Genomic DNA, 16,923 nt, shown 5'->3' on the forward strand with positions numbered 1-16,923 from the left:
CCACCCGCTACGAGAAGACCGCCGAGTCCTACCGAGCAGCCGTCACCCTTGCATCGCTCCTGATGTGGGCGTGACATTTGAAGACAACTCCTAGGAACAAAGGCCCATGCAGAAACGTCCAGGCCCGTCACCATCCACCCATACGGGGGACGGCGGGTTGTGCCCAGCCGGCACGGTCACCGTCCCCCCATGGCTGCTGCCAGCCGGTGACCGTGCTTCTCGACCGTGGCGTGTCCGAGCTGCGGGAGGTGCCCGGTGCCGCCACGGGAGCCTTCCAGCGCTCCCGCGTCTCCGTCTGCCTGTTCTGGGGAACACCGCATGTGCGAAACCGTGGCATCTGGAGGACGCATGCAGACACTGGGAGCGCACAACGGGACGCTTTCATTCCTGGCGCGTGGCCCCGACACCGCCCTAATCACGAGAGAGCCACACGGCCCTCCAGCCAGCAACGGATCAGCGTCCAAACCGCCCCTGAGAGCGAGCGGGACAGACAACAGCGTGCGACAAGACACCTTGGGACATCTGCCCCGGGGCGTACGCGGCGAGGGGCAACCTGCCCCGGGACGAACAGCGAACTGAACAACTTCACCCGGGACAGCGACAAGATGACGAAGGACGGGACAGACGCGATCGAAGCCTGCATCCTTGCCGCACGATCCTGACGGTTCGCCGTTGCTGTCTTGCTCATGCAACGCATGCCTCCCGGCCCGGCGCAGGGCACTCAAGACGGCGCGCGGTGCACGTCCGGGCCCCGGACCGTTGGTCTTGGATGAAACGCACCTGCACCGTGGCCGGCCGGAGCCGTCTCCAGCAGCGCCAGCCGGATCGAGAGGCGTCCCATCCCACCCGCCGCACCCGTCGCGGCATCAACCGGGGATTGGAAGTAGCAGCAGGTCGACAACGCGGCACCAGCGAAAGGCGCTGAGCATCATGAGCAGCCGGGAGGGGCGATGCACCCTCTTATCGGCCCGCGCGGCCACATCACGCAATGTGACCCCTTCGAGCGTTTCCGAGGCGGAGATTGCTCACCAACCACCGACAACGACAGCAGCGTTCACTGCGCACGTTGCACAACGCTGCTGGTCAAACGTCCGGTACTGCTCGCAAAATTGAGGATCCTAGAGCTGATGATCTAGGTTCCGCGATTCCGTGGACATTTCCGCGTGATCACGGGCACCGTTTGGACACTTCCGCGTGATCATGGGCAACGGTATCGCTCGGTAGCGGTCAGTTGTTGACTGTTATCGATCTTCCGGTTTGGGCGGCGCGCGGTTCCTGCTGCCCGGGGTATCGGTGCTGGCCGGGCAGGTGTCGGAGGCCCGCATGGTCGCTGAGCGGCGGGTCTACGAGGCGGTGGCCCGCGCTGCGCACCGGGCCGATCCCGCGCTCGCGCCGGCACCGGCGGGGACCTTTTGGTGGTGCCGGAGGGCAAGCTGAGAGCGCCCGGGCCCCGGCCGCGACGTCGGCCGGGGCCCGGGGGGGGTGGCTCAGTCGTCCTGGCTGTTCGCGTGCTTGGGCAGGCAGAACATCAGGGCCCACATCAGGGCGAGGAGGCCGCCGACCCACCACAGCACGGTGACGAACGCGTCGCGGTTGACCGCGCCGTCGGGAGAGCCGCCGGTGATGGCGAAGAACACCACGGCGGTCAGCGCGGTGCCCAGCGCGATGCCCAGGTGAATGGCGGTGTTGAACAGGCCCGAGGCCGAGCCGGCGTCCTCGTGCGGGACCCGGGCCAGCGACAGATCGGCGAGTGGGCCGGAGACCATTCCCAGGCCGAAGCCGATCAGCACCACCGGAGCAGTAATCGCCAGCAGGGTCAGGTCGGCCTGGTGGCTGCCGATCTGGAGTCCGTAGGTGACCATCGCAGCGGTCGCGATGAGGGCTCCGGCCTGCGGCAGACGACGGGCGAAACGTCCGGCGGTCTTCGCCGCGACCGTCGCGCCGGCGAGTTCTCCCACGGAGAGCAGCACGAAGGCCAGGGCTGCCTCAAGCGGGCTCAAGCCCAGTCCGCGCTGCAGGTACAGCGTCCAGGTCATGAAGAACAGGCCGCACAGCAGGCCGTGCAGCAGGTCTGCGGCCATGCCTCCGGAGAACTGCCTGACCCGGAAGAGGGACAGGGGCACCAGCGGGGCGTTGTCCTGCCTGCGCCGCTGGTGGCGCAGGAAGATGCCGAGGACGAGGACGCCGGCGGCGAGCATGGCGAAGCACCACAGCGGCCATCCGTGGGCGTGGCCCTCGGTGAGCGGGAAGAGGATCAGGACGATGGCCAGGCCGGACAGCAGCATGCCGATCAGGTCGAGCCGGTCGGCCTTGCGGACGGTGGATTCGGGGATGAATTTGCGTCCGAGGAGGAGTACGGCCAGCCCGACGGGCACGTTTACCAGGAAGATCGGCCGCCAGGACAGCCCGAAGAGGTCGGCCTGGGTGAGCACGCCGCCCAGGACCGGGCCCAGGACGTTGGCGATGGCCAGGACGGCTCCGTACAGGCCGAATGCCTTGCTGCGGTTGTGGCCCTCGAAGGTGACGTGCATGGTCGCCAGGACCTGCGGGATCATCACGGCCACGCCGACGCCCTGGAGCAGGCGGGCACCGATCAGCACGCCCGGGCCGGTGGCCAGACCGCACAGCAGCGAGGCGGCGGTGAACACGACGGTGCCGATGAGCAGGATCCTGCGGCGGCCGTAGAGGTCACCGAGCCGTCCGCCGGTGATCAGCCCGACGGCGACTGGCAGGGAATAGGCGGTGGTCAGCCACTGCACCGTGACCGGTCCGGCGCCGGTCGACTCCTGGATCGCGGGCAGGGCGGTCAGGACGACCGACTGGTCGAGCATGTTCATCAGCTCGGCGGTCAGCAGCACCAGGAGGGCGATCCAGGCCGCGAGGGCCGTTTTCGGGCGGCGAGGTGCTGGGTGGGTCGGGGTCTGGGTGGTCGTGTGCTCTGGCTCGTTGCCGAGCGCGGAGGAAGACAAAACGGGAACTCCTGATCCAAAGGAATCGGGGAGCCCTGCCGACAGCCGCACCGGGGCCGGAAAACACCAAAGCCCGGGGCAGACGGCAGAGCTGCACCCGGGAAAGAAATCTGCGGGGATGGGTGACGCAACTCAGGCCAGCGCGAGGTCCGCCCCCGGACACGTGCGACACAACAGCACGCGGGGAACACGGACGACTACATGGCCTGGTTAATAAGACGTCACCTCAAGATCGACACAGAAGGAACAGAGAATTCCGGTCACTGCCACCGATACCTCGGCGCAGGAACTCGTCCACCATACGACACTCCCGGGCGCCGCCGCACACCAGATAGTGGGCCCGCCCCGCGCCGGTCCGACCGCGCAGTGCCAAACCCCCACTGTCAGAAACGGTCCTTTGCCCGAACAAGATCGTGGCGGCCCTCTTCGGGCCGACGCTCTCGATGCGACTCCGTCGTACGAGGCCGGTGCGAGCGAGCTGGACGGACTACAGCCCTACTGCTTGATCGGCTTGGTCGCGCTCCAAGAGCCGCACCCAACGAGGTCTGAGAGGGCCTCCGCGCAGAGGGCCTCCCCTGCCAGGCGAACGCAACCTAGCCGACGATCACCGGTTTGGGCAACCGGTGATCGTAGCGATCATTGAAGCTCGCCCCACCCCCCAGCTTTCCGCGGAGAACATGAAAGACGCACCCTTCTTGCTGCCCTTGAATCGGGGCCCGCTACCAGCAGTGACTACCGCTTCGAGCCTGTCTGGCGATTCTGCTCATGATCACCGAACGCGAGCACTGTTCATTAGGCGCGGATTCCGGTGTTTCTGCAGGAGCGAGTGCTCATGAAGTCACGATCCCTACAGGCGGCACAGGGGCCACTGGGGGCTGTTGCCGAACCACTGCCGGAGTCGCTGTACCGCCTCCGGGCGGCCGGTCCGCTCCGTTTCGCGCGGCAGAATCTTGTGCAGGCCGGAGAAGACGCCCGCTCCTGGGCAGCCGCACGGGCTCTATCACGCCGAGGCTGATACGACGACAGTGACAGCGACAGGGCCTACGGCCCGGTCCGTGAGTCGGGGACCTACGACGTCCGTCGTGCGGGTAGGCGGTGGCCCGGTGCTGGAAGGAGAGGATCTTCGGGTTCTGGACGACGCCGTCGCGGATCTCGATCGCCTTACTGATCGTGGCGTCGGCCTCCCACGCCCCGGGGCCTTCCAGGACTCTGCGCACATACAACGGGAGGACGGCCTCGCTGATTTCCCACGTAACCGAATCCCACAGATGCGACGGGCTGTGGTCGACGGCGTAGTAGTGGCAGCCGGCACCGATGGTGGTCATCGGCTCGCCGAAAGTGGCCGGGTACGCCCACTCGAAGCCCATGCCTCCGTCGCACGACACGTCCACGAAGTAGGTTCCCGGCCGGAACAGGTCCAGCTCCTTGTCCGTGACGAATATCAGCGGCGCGTCGGTGTCCTGCCTCATGCAGTTGACGACGATGTCGAACCCGGACAGGTACTCGGCGAGCGGTACCGGCCCAGCAGGGGTCAGGGCCTGGCGGCGGGACGGATCGTCCGGCTGCTCCTGGAAATGGCCCATCACCACGGACGGCATCGGCGAGGCGACCGCCACCGCATCGCGCTGGGTGAGCGCCGTGACGTCGGACACGCCCATGGCGCCCAGGCCCGTCACCGCTCCACGCGCCGTCGCACCGAAGCTGATGACCACCGCGCGCAGACGCCGGCCGTAGCTGCCGGTCGCGCCGCCCAGTTGCAGCGCGTGCAGGACGGAGCAGTAGCCGGCCAGCTCGTTGTTCTCGTGGAAGACGTGCACGCTGAGGTCGCCCGTGGCGGTCCAACGGTTCATGGCCTCCCAGGCAATCACGGTCAGCCGCCGGTCGATGCCGAGCTGGGTCAGCTCCTCGTCCTGCACGCAGTGCGGCCATCCCCAGTGCGCATCGCGGAGACATCCTCGTGCATCGGCTTGGGCAGCAGCACGTCACTGTCGGCCATCAGCCGCACGCGGGAGCGCAGGCCGGCCACGAAGGGGCGCAGCGCCTCGTCGTCGAGGCCGAAGCGGAGACCTTAGCCGCGCTCGAGGAAGATGCGCTCGCGTATATCGGAGTCGATGCGGTCGAGATGGCGGGGGTGCAGCGGAAGGCGGAACTCGTTCTCCTTGTGGCGGGAGGAGAGTACGCCCAGGGTCATCAGGCTCATGCGTCGCTTCCCCGCTGGTCGCCCTGCGCCTGGCCGACGTGCTTCCGGGAGCGCGCCTCGTACCGGCGTACGCGCTCGGTCAGGGACAGCGGGGTCTCGTCCAGGCCGGCAGCGGACCCGCTGGCCAGCCGGGCGCACACACCCCGGCAGGCCAGTGTGGGCCCATCACCGCTGCGGGAGACCACCAGGCCGTCCGCGGTCGGTGCGCTCCGGTAGTCGGTGCCGCAGATAACGCAGGTCAGCCCGAAGAGCATCTCTTCGGTCGGTGCCGAGCGGCTGTTGCAGCGGCTGTAGATGGACGATTGCGAATACATCAGTCCCACGTCCTCGGGAGCCGACGGGCCCCCGGGCTTGCCGTTCGCCGAGAGCGACACCGAAAGGGATGACGGCATACGAGACACGCCCGGTACTGCCACCGTACTCCGGTATGCGACCGGTTCGAACTACCGTTCCCAGCACGACGCGGCCCGCACGATCACCTCGGTTGCGGCCGGGAGGGCGGGCGGGTGTCGTTACAGCGCCGGCCGCCGACCCGACGGTGAGGCGGCGCGCGTCCGGTGCCTCGCCGCCCGCGCCGAACGGGACCGGGGCATGCTCGACCGGGCCCGCCCCCGCGGCGAGGAACCCCTGTACATGTCGGATGTGCTGGACGTCGTCCTGACGCCGACCTATGCCCGGGTGCTGTTCGGCGTCGGGCCGTTGACACCGGACTGCATCGACGACCTGGTCGACCGCGTACTCGCGCGCCGACCCGGGTGATGGCCCACCTCGTACAGAGGCCCTGAGACCGCGCCGCATGGCCTCACAGAATCGGCTGCCGGCGTACGCGCTCCGGTCACGGTCCAGGCGGGCACCCAGAGGGCGTTGGGCGGCGCGCAGGTGGCAGGCGAGGACGGGCGTCACGCCCCGCGCCCGGCCCGTATGTCCGGCCGGAGCAGTCGATGGCACCGGCGCCCGGTCACCGCGCGCCGCGTGGGTCATCGGCGGTGGTGGTCGAGGCGGGTGGGGGTGGGCCAGTGGACGTCGGTGGCCCAGCCGATGCGTTCGAAGAGGCGGATGGCGGCGGCGGTCGGGTCGAGCTGGCCGCGGTCGACGCCGTGGCGGGCGCAGGTGGGGTCGGCGTGGTGGAGGTTGTGCCAGCTCTCGCCGAAGGAGAGCAGAGCCAGCGGCCACAGGTTGGTGGCGCGGTCGTGGCGGCGGGTACGGAATGGGCGGGTGCCGACCATGTGGCACAGCGAGTTCACGCTCCATGTCACGTGCTGGAGCAGGGCGACGCGTACCAGGCCGGCCCACAGCAGTGTCGTGAACGCGCCGCGTAGGGTGCCGCCGGCGCCCCAGCCGATGAGGAACGGCAGCGCAAGGCTCAGGACGCACCATGCGGGAAAGGCGCGGGAGACGGTACGCAGCCCGCGGTCGGCGAGCAGGTCGGGTGCGTAGCGTTCGGCGGGGACGGTGGCGCTGGTTTCGCGGTGGAACAGCCATCCCACGTGGGCGTGTGCCAGGCCGCGGAGCTGACCGCGCAGGCTGGTGCCGTAGCGGAACGGTGAGTGGGGGTCGCCGGGGCGGTCGGTGAAGGCGTGGTGGCGCCGGTGGGTGGCGACCCAGCCGATCACGTCGCCCTGGAAGCTCATCGAGCCGGCCACCGCCAGGACGAGACGCAGCGGCCGGGTGGCGGTGAAACTGCGGTGCGTCAGGCCCCGGTGGAATCCCGCGGTGACGCCCAGACCGGTGACGACGTAGAAGACGAAGGCGATGAGGAGGTCGGCCGGCCCGAGCAGGCGCCCCCACAGCACCCAACCGGCCAGAACCACGGCCAGCAGCGGGAACGCCACGATGGCCCCCGTCAGAAGCATCTGGAGACGCTGGGCACCGGTACGGGGGCCGGGCCGCCCCTCCGGGAAGGGGGAGGACCCGTCATAAGCGTGTGGGCTCCCGTGCCGTTCGGGAGGTGCCTGGGGTGCGGTGATCGTGATCATGCGTGGCTCCTCGGCCTGGTCGGAGAGGTTCGGTGCGGCCGGGGTCCTGGGCCTGCAAGATAGGGGGGTTCCAGAACGGCGGGAGGCGGCGTCCTGTGTCGCCCCGGGGCCGTCAGCCGGCCGTGGTGTGCGGGCCGTGGCCCGTTGCGCCGAACCGCCGCCCGTCCCCGCCGCCCGTGCGGGAGGCGTTGGCCATGATGCGGCCGGCCTGGTCCGCCGGGGTGTCGGGCGCTATGACGCGCAGGTCGCACCGGCCGGTGCCCAGGGTGAGCAGACACACGCTGTGGCGGTGCCCCACCCCGACGGACCGGCTGATGTGGATCACCCGCCGGCCGAGCACCAGGCGGTGGGGGCCGGAGTTCCACATCGAGCTGTCGACGGTGACCCGGGTGATACGGCCCCAGCGGGGGGCCAATGCATCCAGCAGAGGCGGCAGTTCGGTGGCGAGGTGGCGGGTGCGTGGCCACCATGCCCCGTCGATCCGGTGCAAGCCGGTGCCCTGCGGGAGCAGGGCGAGCCGGGCGGGAAGGGACCGTTGAGGGGCGGTCGGGGGCACGCTGGTGGTGGTCATGGCGTCAGCCTCTCTCCGGACGGTTCGTCCGAGGTGGTGGGTGCGGACCTCCACGGGACGGCGTTCGCGAGTTCGTCGTGGTGGGGCCGGCCGGCGACCGGCCACGGCCGGGGTCGCTCTATGGCACCGGGGGTGCGGGTGGTGTCGACCGTCAGGTGGATCCTGGTGCCGCCGTCGGGTGCTTCGGCGGGGTAACTGCGCTGCTCGGCACCGGCGTAGCGGTCGCGCAGCGTCTGGGCCACCAGGCGGGCCGCTTCGGGGGGCGCCGCATCGATGCGGACATCGGCGTGCCCCGGCGCGGGCAACGGCTCCTCGGCCGTCGTGGCGGCCCCCGGTCGTAGAGTGATGCGCTCAAGGCGGTCGGACAGTGGGCCTCGACCTATCATACGTATTCCTTCCGGGCCGTGCGGGGCGCGGTCGGTCACGACCACCGCCGTGGGCGGTCATTGCGGTCCGCGCGGGGTGGCTGCCCCCCCGGGTGCGTCCAGCGCTCCCCCGTTCAGGCCCCGGCGGTCTTCGCCGTCGGAACCGGGCGCGGGATGGCCGGAGCGCGAGCCCGCGGTGTATTCGCGGTGCCGGGAGACGGACCGGAGAAGCATGGAGAGACCGGAGCGATGACGGTGCGTGGCACTGTCATCGTGACAGGGAACTCCCGGTGTTCACCGGCCGTACCCGGTGCGGGCCGGAGCCGTGCGGACGGCTCCGCCCTCGCTCTCCCACCCGGCCGCGTCGTCGGCCGCGTCGGACAGCGTGTTCCGCGTACCCGCCCGACGGGCGGCCGGAACCGCTGACGGCCCGATTGTCTCCATAAAACCGCTCGCTGTACGGGTGTTGTGCGGGTCGGCCGCGGCCCGCATCAGCTCCGCTGCCCGGTCAGGGGCGGTTTCGGGCGGCACGATCAGCAGGTCCCAGCACCCCAGGGTGTAGGAGGCGAGGAACAGCTCGTGCGGGCCCTGTTCGGCCGCGAACATGCCGGCCCTCACCACGCGGCCGTTGACGGGCACCTTGTGCGGAATCGCCGGCCAGTGGGAGGGATTCACCGTGGGGGCGCCAGCGCGCAAGGCGCCGCGTGATCTGGTGCTGCGGGCACGGATGGTAGAACTGAGCTGGCCCGGGCAACGAGTGCCGGTCATCGCGTTGAGTTGAGGTGCACCCCAAGACGGCCCGCCGCTGGTTGCACCGCTTCAACCGCTCGGGCCTGGACGGGCTGGAGGACCTGGGCGGTCAGGGCCGCAAACGGCGGATCACCGAAGCGGTACGCGCCGAGATTCTCGGCCTGGTCAGGCAGCCGCCTCCAGGACGGCTGACCCTGCAGGCCGACGGGAGACCGGCCGCGGCGGATGTTCTCGGACTGCCGGAGTGGACCGTGGACGCCTTGGCAGCCGAGGCGCATCGGCTGGGTATCGCGGCCGGCCGCAGCCAGGTCCGTCGGATTCTGCTGGCTGAAGGGGTGCGCTGGCGCCGTACCCGGCCTTGGGTCCGCTCCGAGGACGCGGACTTCCAGGGAAAAGGATGAGGATCATCGAACCCCACACCTTCCCGCCCGAGGGTGCGACGGTCGTCTGCGCCGACGAGCTTGGACCGCTGATCCCGCGTAGCTTCCCGCCGGTGCCGGGCTGGTCGCCGGACGGACGCCGCATCAAGTCCGAGGTCGACCACGGTCACGGACCGGCGAAGACCTGGGTCTACGGAGCCCTGCGAATCCGGGACGGACACGAGATCACCATGAACGCGTCCTCCCGCAACAGCGCCTACCACCGGCACGCCCGCCTGTCGCAGAATGACGTGCTGCGCGCTCTGAAGGTCATGGAGTGCTACCGCTCCTTGTCGCTGGACGGGGCCGCGGACAGCAGCGGCGCCGACAATTACACCCTGGGGGAGGCTCTGGGCGCGACGGAGGAGGGCTTCGGGCTCGTCGAAGGCCGGGAATCGGCCAAGCCGGCCCTGGCACGCCTGTCCGAACGCGAGCGCCGCACCCTGGCGTCTCCCCTATGCACATCTCACGTCTGCTCAGCAATGCCCTGGCCCGGGTACGAGACGAAACCACCGGCAGCCCGCGCCGGAGCGCACCCAGGCGCCATCCCGCTCCCGTGGGTTCTCTGCTGCTCCCCGGACACCGCGTCACACGGGCAGAGGGCTCGTGTCGGCCACCGGACTTTCGATGCGATGCGCGAGAAGGCCCCGGTGGCGGATCGAGCACGGACCATGGGGACACGAACGAGGTCGGTATGCGCCAGACCGCCGTGGACCTGATGGTGGTCGTCGAGTACGGAGTGAGCATTCCCGTGCTTGCCGCCGATGCCCGCGACAACGTGATCGCGGCGCCGCAGCGGTTTTCCGGAGCGTCTCCGCACCGGTCAGCGTTTGAACGCCTTCCTGGCCTTGGCGGCGGCTTGCTTGAGGTTCCCCATCGAGCGGTCCGACCGGCCTTCGCGCTGCGTCTGCCTGTTGCGGGCGGTCCGGCCGAGGGTCTCCTTGATCCTGCCTTTGGCTGTCTGGGCTTTGTTCCTGATGACTCGTCCCATGTCCATGGTGGTCCTCGCCTGTGGTGTGGTGACTGTCGCTTCGGGGATCGTGGATGTGCGCGTTACGGAAAAGTGGTCCGCGGCTCCGTCCGGTGGCGAGATCACGCGCGCTGTTGTGGACGGGGACCGCTGGTGTGGGTGGTGCCCGATGCGCCGACGGGTGCGCCGTCGGCTTCCAAGGGGGTGGCGCTGAGAGCGAGAAGGGCCACGTCGTCCGCCGGGCCGACGGGGAAGGTCGCCAGCAGGGCGGCGAGGTCGTCGATGACGGCGGCTGCGCGGGGGGCCGTCCTGGTGGCTGCGTGATGGGTGAGGTGCGCGGCCAGGCTTTCCTCGTCGAAACGGGCGCCGTGGGAGGTGCGCGAGGCGGTCAGGCCGTCGCTGTGCAGCAGGAGTGCCTCGCCCGGTGCCAGGCGCAACGTCCGGGAGACGATCGGGGCGCCGTCGAGTACACCGAGGAGCATGCCGCCGGACAACTGCATCGGTTCAGCACGGGGGCGCAGTCCCCGGCGGGCCGGACGCAGGTGGTACGCGGGAGGGTGGCCGCCTCCGGTCAGGGTGATGGTGAACCCGCCTGCTGGGTCGGGAACCAAGGTCCCGAAGATCAGGGTGCACAGGCGGACGCCGGCGGTCGGGTCTGCCAGCAGAGCCGTGTTCAGCGTCTTCAGCACGGTGCGCGGGTCGGGCTCCAGCAGCGCCGTGGAGCGAAGAGTGTGGCGGATCATCGAGGTGAGCGCGGCCGCCGTCGTACCTCTGCCGCTCACGTCACCGAGGCAGAACGCCCACCGGCCGGCGCCCAGGGGGAAGATGTCGTAGAAGTCGCCGCCGATGTCGTGGACGGAGGCAGTCGTGTAGTGGCAGGCCGCCTGGAGGCCCGGCACGTGGGGCAGGGCCGGCGGCAGCAGGGAACTCTGCAGGGCCGTGGCGAATGCGGCGGTCCGGGCCCGGTCCTGCTCGGCCCGGTCGCGTGCCGCGCGTGCGACCTCCAGTAGTTCGCGTTCCCTGCGCAGCATGTGCAACGCGGACAGCCGCAGCTCCAGTTGGTCCATGACCAGCGTGGCCAGATCGGTCAGCGCAGCGGCCTGCTCGGGGGTGGTCCGGCGGGGCCGGGTGTCCAGGACCTCGACGGCGCCGAGCCGGTGGCCGTCGGCAGTGGTGATCGGTGCCGCGGCGTAGAAGCGGGTGCCGACGGGGCCGGTCACCATCGGGTGTGCGCGGGTCAGGGCATCGTGATGGGTGTCGGGGATGACCAGGGGAGCGTCGGAGAGGATTGCCGAGCTGCTCAAACTCGCGTCCCGGCCGGTCTGGGTGACGCCTGCCAGCCCATAGGCGGCCTTGAACCAGACCCGGTCGGTGTCCACGATCGTCACCGTCGCCATCGGGACGTCGAAGAGGCGTCCGGCCAGCGCGGCGATCCGGTCGAACGCCCCGTCCGGCGGGATGCCCAGGATGTCGTAACGGCGAACCGCCGCGATACGTCGCGCTTCTCGTTCCCGGCCGTCCTCGGAGACGAGTTCAGGCTTCCCGCTCTGTTTGCCGTCCGGCATGTGCCCACCTCGTTTCCGGTTGCCCAGGACGCTGCATACGGGTGTCATGCGCGAGGACGCGGCGGACAGCATCGTGCCCGTTGCGCCACCGGTCCGGAGAGCCTGCGGACCTGTCCGATGTCCTGCCACCCCACGCCGGAAAAGCACTGTGGGCAGCGTGGCCGGCCTGATCCACCAAATTCGCGCCGAGCGAGGCGTGGACCGCTCCTGGCCTGGTCCGGGTCTGGTGCCCGTCACGGTGTACCTACCGGAAAGGGAGCGGGCCATGGTGAGGGCGTGCTCCCGCGGTGACTCGCTGGAACGCCGCCCAGCAGCAGGGCAGAGTTGCCGTGCGAGAGGATGCGTCGTAGAGCGAGCGGCGGATGATGCAGTCGCAGGCTTCTGCCTGTCTGCGTGGCCTGCGCGGCAGCGTGCAGGAAGGCGTTGAGGCCGCTCACGTCGCAGAAGGTGACGGCGGTCAGGTCGACGTCGATGGTGCGCAGGGTGCCGTACAGGCATTCCCGCAGGGACGCGCTGACCAACGGCGCCGTCGCCAGGTCGATCTCACCGGCCAGAGTGATCAGTGCACGGTCCCGCTTGTCGTGCCGGTAAACGTTCAGACCGGGCAGGGACATGGCGCCTCCGGTTCCGGGCGTCCGGGCCGGGACGGCTGGCGGCGGTGCGGGCCGTGGTCCCGGCAGGTGTGCGCTCAGCAGCAACGCGCCGTCGGGGTCTGGAACGTCGACGTCCTGATACGAGGGTAGCCCCGGGCCCAGCGGACCGGGAGCGGCGAACCCCAAAATGCGTACGGCCGAGAGGAATTCGGGCACGGCGGTAACGGGGCGCTCGGGGACGGGGAAGCGGTCGAGGGCACGGCAGCGCACAAGACGCGGGTCCGGCCGGGCTGCGCATGGAGCCCGACTCGGGCATCGGCGCGACCACCGGGACGAGTGCGGGGTGCGGCGACTACGCGGACGTCGGCGCGGCTCATCAGCCCTCGAATCCGTACTGGCACCGAGTGCCCGCTCGCCGCCCGGGGCAGGCCCGTAGTTGCTGCCGCGAGAACGGCACGGCAGGCCCGGTCACAGGCCCGCCGCGTCGCGCTGTTCTCCCTGTCAGGATCTCCGGCCCTGGAAGGCGCCGGTGGTCCTGTGCCGCGGGCGCAGACGTCCGCGGCCTCCGTCCCTGTGGTCCCGGCGGGCGGGGACGGCGGGAGGGGCGGCGGTGACCGGCCGCGGCCGGGCCGGGCTGCGGAAGCCGCGGCGGTCCGGAAGGCGGCGGCTGTACCGGTGCAGCGCGATCCGGTCGTCGTGCTGGGCGTTCAGAAGATGGATCACGAATACTCCCAGAGCGATCATCGCGAGTATGACAGTGACGGTGAGGCCGGTGCCCATGGCCGTGTCACCTCCCGTCGGTCGTGGAAACCGGTGCGGCCATGGCGCCGCCCTCCGCCTCCCATGTCTCGGTGCGGCCCGGCGAAGCCGCCTCGGCAGAGGCCGCGGGGTGACGGGCCAACTCGGCCCCCATGAGTTCACTGCCCGTTAGGGCGGTGCGCGGGTCCGAAGCGGCGCGCATGAGCCGTGCGGCGGCGGCCGCGCCGGTCTCCGGAGGGACGATCAGCAGGTCCCAGCGCCCGACGCGGTAGGAGAGCAACAGGAGCTGATGCGGGTCCTGCTCGTCGGTGAACCAGCCCACCTTGATCACACGGCCGTTGGCAGGGATCTTGCGTGGCACAACCGGCCAGTGCGTCGGGTTGACGGTGATGCGCGTGATGCGGCCCCACAGCGGTTCCAGCTGCCCGGTCAGGGCGGGAAGCTCACGTGCGAGGTCACGCGAGCGTGGCCACCAAGCGCCGTCGAGCAGCCCGGTGCGCGGGCCCGAGGGCTTGAGGGAGAGCCGGACCGGCGGCTGGCCGGAGGGGCTGACAGCCGGCGCGGCCGGCGGGGCTCGTTCGGTGATCACCATCATGGTGTCGACCCGTCCCCGGACCTGGCGTGCCCGGCCCGGTACTTGGAACCGAGAGAGATACCGGCAAGGAAGCCGGTCAGGAAATGCTCTCGGTACCACCAGCGTACTCTGCCGGCAGCGCCGACCACGACTGCCGACTGCCGGAGCCCTGCCGCAGAGACCCTGACCAGGGAAGTGGTGGTTCGAGAGTAGGCTGGTTACACCGAGGGCTCCTCGTACGCGGGCTGCGTTTCCCGTGTCGTTCTCGGCGAAGCACCACACCGGGGCTGCCCCGGGCGAGGTGGCGTGATGACCACGAACACACTCGGTCCGCCGGTGACCGGCAAACGGGCCTCCCGGCCATGGACACCTCAGCAACTGCTGCCGCAATCGGGTGCGGACGGTGCGCCATGACCGTTGACCCTTTGCTGCCCGTGATGCTGCCGGACGGCGCCCGAGCCCATCAGGCGGGCCCAGGGATAGCCGTACTGAGGATGGAGACGGCTCCTCGCCGCGACGGGACCTTCGACGGCACGTGGTGGCCGAGGTCCCGGGACCTGGAGACCGAGTTGCCCGGCTTGATCCGCGTGTTGACCGAGCGGCTGGGGCCCCTCGCGCGTCTCGGACTGGACGCGAGCGCCTGGGACGCGCACCCGCACCACTTGGTCGTCGACGGTCACCTGATCCGTATCGACTGGTCCGAGGTCGGCGACGGCACAATGCTCGTCACCCGTGGGCGGCAGGACATCTTCTCCTTCCTGATGCTCCCGCCACAGGCCGACGCGTCCGCGGCACGCGCAGCCATGGCCATGGCCATCCAGGACGGCAACAGCACATCGGCCGCGGAGATCTTTGCCGCCACCGGAGTCATCCCCGCTTGAGGAGCAGAGCCCTGGCCTGCCAACGGCCTGCTCCGTTGCCGCAGAGGAGCGGGCCGGCGACTCGGCGCACAGGTCGGAACCGAGCTGGGCGTGAGAGTGCTCGGTGCTGTCACCGCGACCACAAGGACTGTCTCGTCGCACGCGATGGTCGAGGGCCGGGTCTGCGCGATGCAAGGCATGAGTACGGCGGTGCCGGCGGTCAATGAACAACCGTTGCACACAGTGGCGTGTTCCCGCACAGCGGGGCGGCATCGCAGCGAATTTCGCTCCCGGCGGTAGAGCGCTGTTGCCTTCCCATAGCCGAAGAGCATGGGGCTGGTATACGCCATCGCGGAACTTCGTGATGCAGCAAACCTGGGGATTTCGGCTTGTCTCCTCACTTCGTGTCCTGGCCACTGCTGTGCAGCAGACAGGGAAGATTTCGTCCGTTCGAGCCGCCCGTCCGGGGCCCTCGCCGGAGTAGGGTGACGTAGCTGGGAACACTCCGCGCGCCGTCTCCACGTCGGCGCCGTTCCCGGCGAGAGGCCATGCCGGGCGGCCGAAAACACCCCCGGGGGCAGGTTCGCGCCATGACGACGACCATCGCTCTCTTGCCGACTGCCGACATGCATGTGGCTTCGTCAGGGCACGTGTCGCTGAATCAGCCCGGCGCGCACCGAGGACTGCTGGACGGCGCCTGGTGGCCACGCTCCTGTGGTCTGGCACGCAAGCTTCCCGCCCTCATCGATCTGCTCGACCACCGCTGGGGGCGGATCACCCACGTCACGGTCAAACCCACGTACTGGCCGCTGAACCCGTGGAGGCTGCAGGCCACCGGCCATGTGGTGCACGTGGGGCGATTCGGGCAGGAGCAGGACCCGCGCATACGGTCACTGCTCTCCTGCACCGTGGACCGCTGGAACCCACTGATCATCCCGCTGGGGAGCGGCCCATCCGCGGCCGCACGGGCGATGGCCGCCGCAGCCGATCCGCACAGCCACGGCACGGCCGCCGCCCTGATCGCGAACGAGGACGCCCTTGGCCTCGGATACCCCGACGACGCCGGGGAGAGTCAGGGCGTCACCGCGCCGCACCTGGGTGGGGTACCGGCCGCCCCCTTCGGCTTACCGGCCCGGGCGCGATGACGACGATGACGATCGTGCTCACCGTTGCCCATCTTCTCGTGTTGGCCGCAGCAGGAGTTGTCCTTTCCCGCGCACTCCATGCCCGGCCCACCCAATGGATTGCCTCCTTCGAGTTCAGCGAGGTACCGCTCGGCCGTCGCGGCTGCAGCGCGAAGCCTCCTGAGGATTCAGCACGTCGAAGGGCGCGTTCTTGTTCCGGCCGTGCTACAGCGTCGCCGGCACCGCCGGCAGCCCGTATTCCCGAGGCATCGATGCCGGGAGCCTGGGGCGGGGCCGGAGCAGGGCCGGGGCGCTGCTGACCCGCGCCCGGGGCACCCGCCTCCTGCCGGCTTCCCCGGCCGCCTGACAACACTGCGGCCGAAACCTCTGCCGAGGCAGGGCACGGTGCAGAGGTTCCCCGGCTGCCTCGAAGAACCAGGGGCGGCCCGGGGCTCAGCAGGTCGTGGGTGCCGTTGACCGGCGGGCATCCGCCCAGTTGGGCGGCTCGGGAGGCAGACCACGATCCGTGCAGCCGGTATTCGTGAGTGGCGCGATCGCGGCGTCGTGGACCCGAAGGAATACAAGACAAGACCGGAGTACACGAAGCGGTCTCACGTGGGCACCACCACCGACAAGGGTCACGGCCACGGTCCGCACCGGACTGCCCACCTGCTGCCTGTTGGCCTTCGCGATCCTCGCCGATGCGCTTCCTGCAAGTGCTCGCGGACCAGCAAGCGGCCCGCGTCGGGCCAGCAGCCGTCGGCCGCGAGCCCCTCGACGCTGGCTGACGGGTCAGCCCTGCGCGCATCGAGGTGGCCGCGTATCAGGTCGCGTGCCGCACGGTCGATCACGATCTGCGCGGGCCGGAGCCCGAAGATCTTGTGTATGGGTGTGAAAGAAGCCGGAGGTCTCCAAGAAACTGCCGTGCCGGTTGCCCGGTACCTCGCAGACAGCCGCCGGGCCGGCCGCGCACACACGACCGGGGGGGCGGAGCGCCATACATCGCGACGCCGTCGAACTCCGCGGCCCGCAACGTCAGGATGGCGGCCATGGCGTCGCCGGACGGCTCACCCACGTGCCGGCCACGCCATGACACCCCCCTCGATGACAGCCAGGGCTCCGGGTGTGCTCGGCCCGAACGCGGGTAAGCCGGGCCCGGGCCTCCCGGGTGTCACCAGACTGTCACTGGACAGACTCCTCCACCGCCAGCGGCCTGCCACCCCCTGCG

Annotated in this window: 18 protein-coding genes; 5 read left to right on the top strand and 13 right to left on the bottom strand. The window is 70.0% G+C overall.

Annotated features, from left to right (window positions below; all coding sequences use genetic code 11):
* Nucleotides 1-1,487 precede the first annotated feature (1,487 nt).
* The 4 genes from ACZ53K_RS38325 to ACZ53K_RS38340 form a co-directional block, all read right to left on the bottom strand.
* Entirely contained in the window at nucleotides 1,488-2,969 is a 1,482-nt protein-coding gene (locus tag ACZ53K_RS38325) for an MFS transporter (protein ID WP_468846457.1), read from the bottom strand.
* 830 nt (nucleotides 2,970-3,799) lie between these two features.
* Nucleotides 3,800-4,885: a Rossmann-fold NAD(P)-binding domain-containing protein gene (locus ACZ53K_RS38330; RefSeq protein ID WP_468846459.1), complete on the bottom strand. Its 1,086-nt coding sequence runs from the start codon at nucleotides 4,883-4,885 to the stop codon at nucleotides 3,800-3,802.
* Nucleotides 4,886-5,037: 152 nt separating this feature from the next.
* A complete protein-coding gene (locus tag ACZ53K_RS38335) occupies nucleotides 5,038-5,169 on the bottom strand; it encodes a hypothetical protein (protein WP_468846461.1) in 132 nt (43 codons plus the stop codon).
* Nucleotides 5,166-5,483, bottom strand: a complete 318-nt coding sequence (locus tag ACZ53K_RS38340) for a hypothetical protein (protein ID WP_361591820.1) — start codon at nucleotides 5,481-5,483, stop codon at nucleotides 5,166-5,168. The genes ACZ53K_RS38335 and ACZ53K_RS38340 overlap by 4 nt, the downstream gene beginning before the upstream one ends.
* Between ACZ53K_RS38340 and ACZ53K_RS38345 the strand changes: the two genes are divergently transcribed.
* Nucleotides 5,464-5,928 (top strand): TetR-like C-terminal domain-containing protein, encoded by a 465-nt coding sequence (locus ACZ53K_RS38345; protein ID WP_468846463.1) that lies wholly within the window; start codon nucleotides 5,464-5,466, stop codon nucleotides 5,926-5,928. The genes ACZ53K_RS38340 and ACZ53K_RS38345 overlap by 20 nt on opposite strands.
* Nucleotides 5,929-6,146: 218 nt before the next feature.
* Here ACZ53K_RS38345 and ACZ53K_RS38350 read toward each other — a convergent pair whose 3' ends face one another.
* From ACZ53K_RS38350 to ACZ53K_RS38365, 4 genes are all read right to left on the bottom strand, one after another.
* Nucleotides 6,147-7,145 carry an acyl-CoA desaturase gene (locus ACZ53K_RS38350; protein WP_468846465.1) on the bottom strand — a complete coding sequence of 333 codons (999 nt, stop codon included), beginning with the start codon at nucleotides 7,143-7,145 and terminating at the stop codon, nucleotides 6,147-6,149.
* 112 nt (nucleotides 7,146-7,257) lie between these two features.
* A complete protein-coding gene (locus ACZ53K_RS38355; protein ID WP_468846466.1) occupies nucleotides 7,258-7,716 on the bottom strand; it encodes a DUF5994 family protein in 459 nt (152 codons plus the stop codon).
* Entirely contained in the window at nucleotides 7,713-8,102 is a 390-nt protein-coding gene (locus ACZ53K_RS38360) for a hypothetical protein (RefSeq protein WP_468846467.1), read from the bottom strand. Before ACZ53K_RS38360 ends, ACZ53K_RS38355 begins: the two co-directional genes overlap by 4 nt.
* Before the next feature lie 273 nt (nucleotides 8,103-8,375).
* Nucleotides 8,376-8,849, bottom strand: a complete 474-nt coding sequence (locus tag ACZ53K_RS38365; RefSeq protein WP_468846469.1) for a DUF5994 family protein — start codon at nucleotides 8,847-8,849, stop codon at nucleotides 8,376-8,378.
* A 14-nt stretch (nucleotides 8,850-8,863) separates the two neighbouring features.
* Between ACZ53K_RS38365 and ACZ53K_RS38370 the strand changes: the two genes are divergently transcribed.
* Both ACZ53K_RS38370 and ACZ53K_RS38375 read left to right on the top strand, forming a co-directional pair.
* The gene (locus tag ACZ53K_RS38370) at nucleotides 8,864-9,232 is read left to right on the top strand and encodes a helix-turn-helix domain-containing protein (RefSeq protein WP_468846470.1); all 369 of its coding nucleotides are present in this window, start codon (nucleotides 8,864-8,866) and stop codon (nucleotides 9,230-9,232) included.
* Nucleotides 9,229-9,969 carry a hypothetical protein gene (locus tag ACZ53K_RS38375; protein WP_468846471.1) on the top strand — a complete coding sequence of 247 codons (741 nt, stop codon included), beginning with the start codon at nucleotides 9,229-9,231 and terminating at the stop codon, nucleotides 9,967-9,969. Before ACZ53K_RS38370 ends, ACZ53K_RS38375 begins: the two co-directional genes overlap by 4 nt.
* Nucleotides 9,970-10,073: 104 nt before the next feature.
* On the opposite strand, the gene ACZ53K_RS38380 is transcribed toward ACZ53K_RS38375, so the two are convergent.
* The 5 genes from ACZ53K_RS38380 to ACZ53K_RS38400 all read right to left on the bottom strand — a co-directional run bounded on the left by ACZ53K_RS38380 (nucleotide 10,074) and on the right by ACZ53K_RS38400 (nucleotide 13,732).
* On the bottom strand, nucleotides 10,074-10,247 hold the full coding sequence (locus ACZ53K_RS38380; RefSeq protein WP_078575542.1) for a CsbD family protein: 174 nt from the start codon (nucleotides 10,245-10,247) through the stop codon (nucleotides 10,074-10,076).
* A gap of 95 nt (nucleotides 10,248-10,342) precedes the next feature.
* A complete protein-coding gene (locus tag ACZ53K_RS38385; RefSeq protein WP_468846473.1) occupies nucleotides 10,343-11,785 on the bottom strand; it encodes a PP2C family protein-serine/threonine phosphatase in 1,443 nt (480 codons plus the stop codon).
* Between the two features lie 233 nt (nucleotides 11,786-12,018).
* Nucleotides 12,019-12,399 carry an STAS domain-containing protein gene (locus tag ACZ53K_RS38390; RefSeq protein WP_468846475.1) on the bottom strand — a complete coding sequence of 127 codons (381 nt, stop codon included), beginning with the start codon at nucleotides 12,397-12,399 and terminating at the stop codon, nucleotides 12,019-12,021.
* A gap of 480 nt (nucleotides 12,400-12,879) precedes the next feature.
* Complete coding sequence (locus tag ACZ53K_RS38395; RefSeq protein WP_468846476.1) at nucleotides 12,880-13,101, bottom strand: hypothetical protein; 222 nt, start codon at nucleotides 13,099-13,101, stop codon at nucleotides 12,880-12,882.
* 64 nt (nucleotides 13,102-13,165) lie between these two features.
* Nucleotides 13,166-13,732 carry a DUF5994 family protein gene (locus tag ACZ53K_RS38400; protein WP_468846478.1) on the bottom strand — a complete coding sequence of 189 codons (567 nt, stop codon included), beginning with the start codon at nucleotides 13,730-13,732 and terminating at the stop codon, nucleotides 13,166-13,168.
* 389 nt (nucleotides 13,733-14,121) lie between these two features.
* Here ACZ53K_RS38400 and ACZ53K_RS38405 point away from each other — a divergent pair, with 389 nt between their 5' ends.
* On the top strand, nucleotides 14,122-14,592 hold the full coding sequence (locus ACZ53K_RS38405; protein ID WP_468846479.1) for a DUF5994 family protein: 471 nt from the start codon (nucleotides 14,122-14,124) through the stop codon (nucleotides 14,590-14,592).
* Between the two features lie 569 nt (nucleotides 14,593-15,161).
* Complete coding sequence (locus ACZ53K_RS38410) at nucleotides 15,162-15,716, top strand: DUF5994 family protein (protein WP_468846482.1); 555 nt, start codon at nucleotides 15,162-15,164, stop codon at nucleotides 15,714-15,716.
* The last annotated feature ends 1,207 nt before the right edge of the window (nucleotides 15,717-16,923 follow it).

The sequence above is a fragment of the Streptomyces sp. NPDC033221 genome (assembly GCF_055577005.1).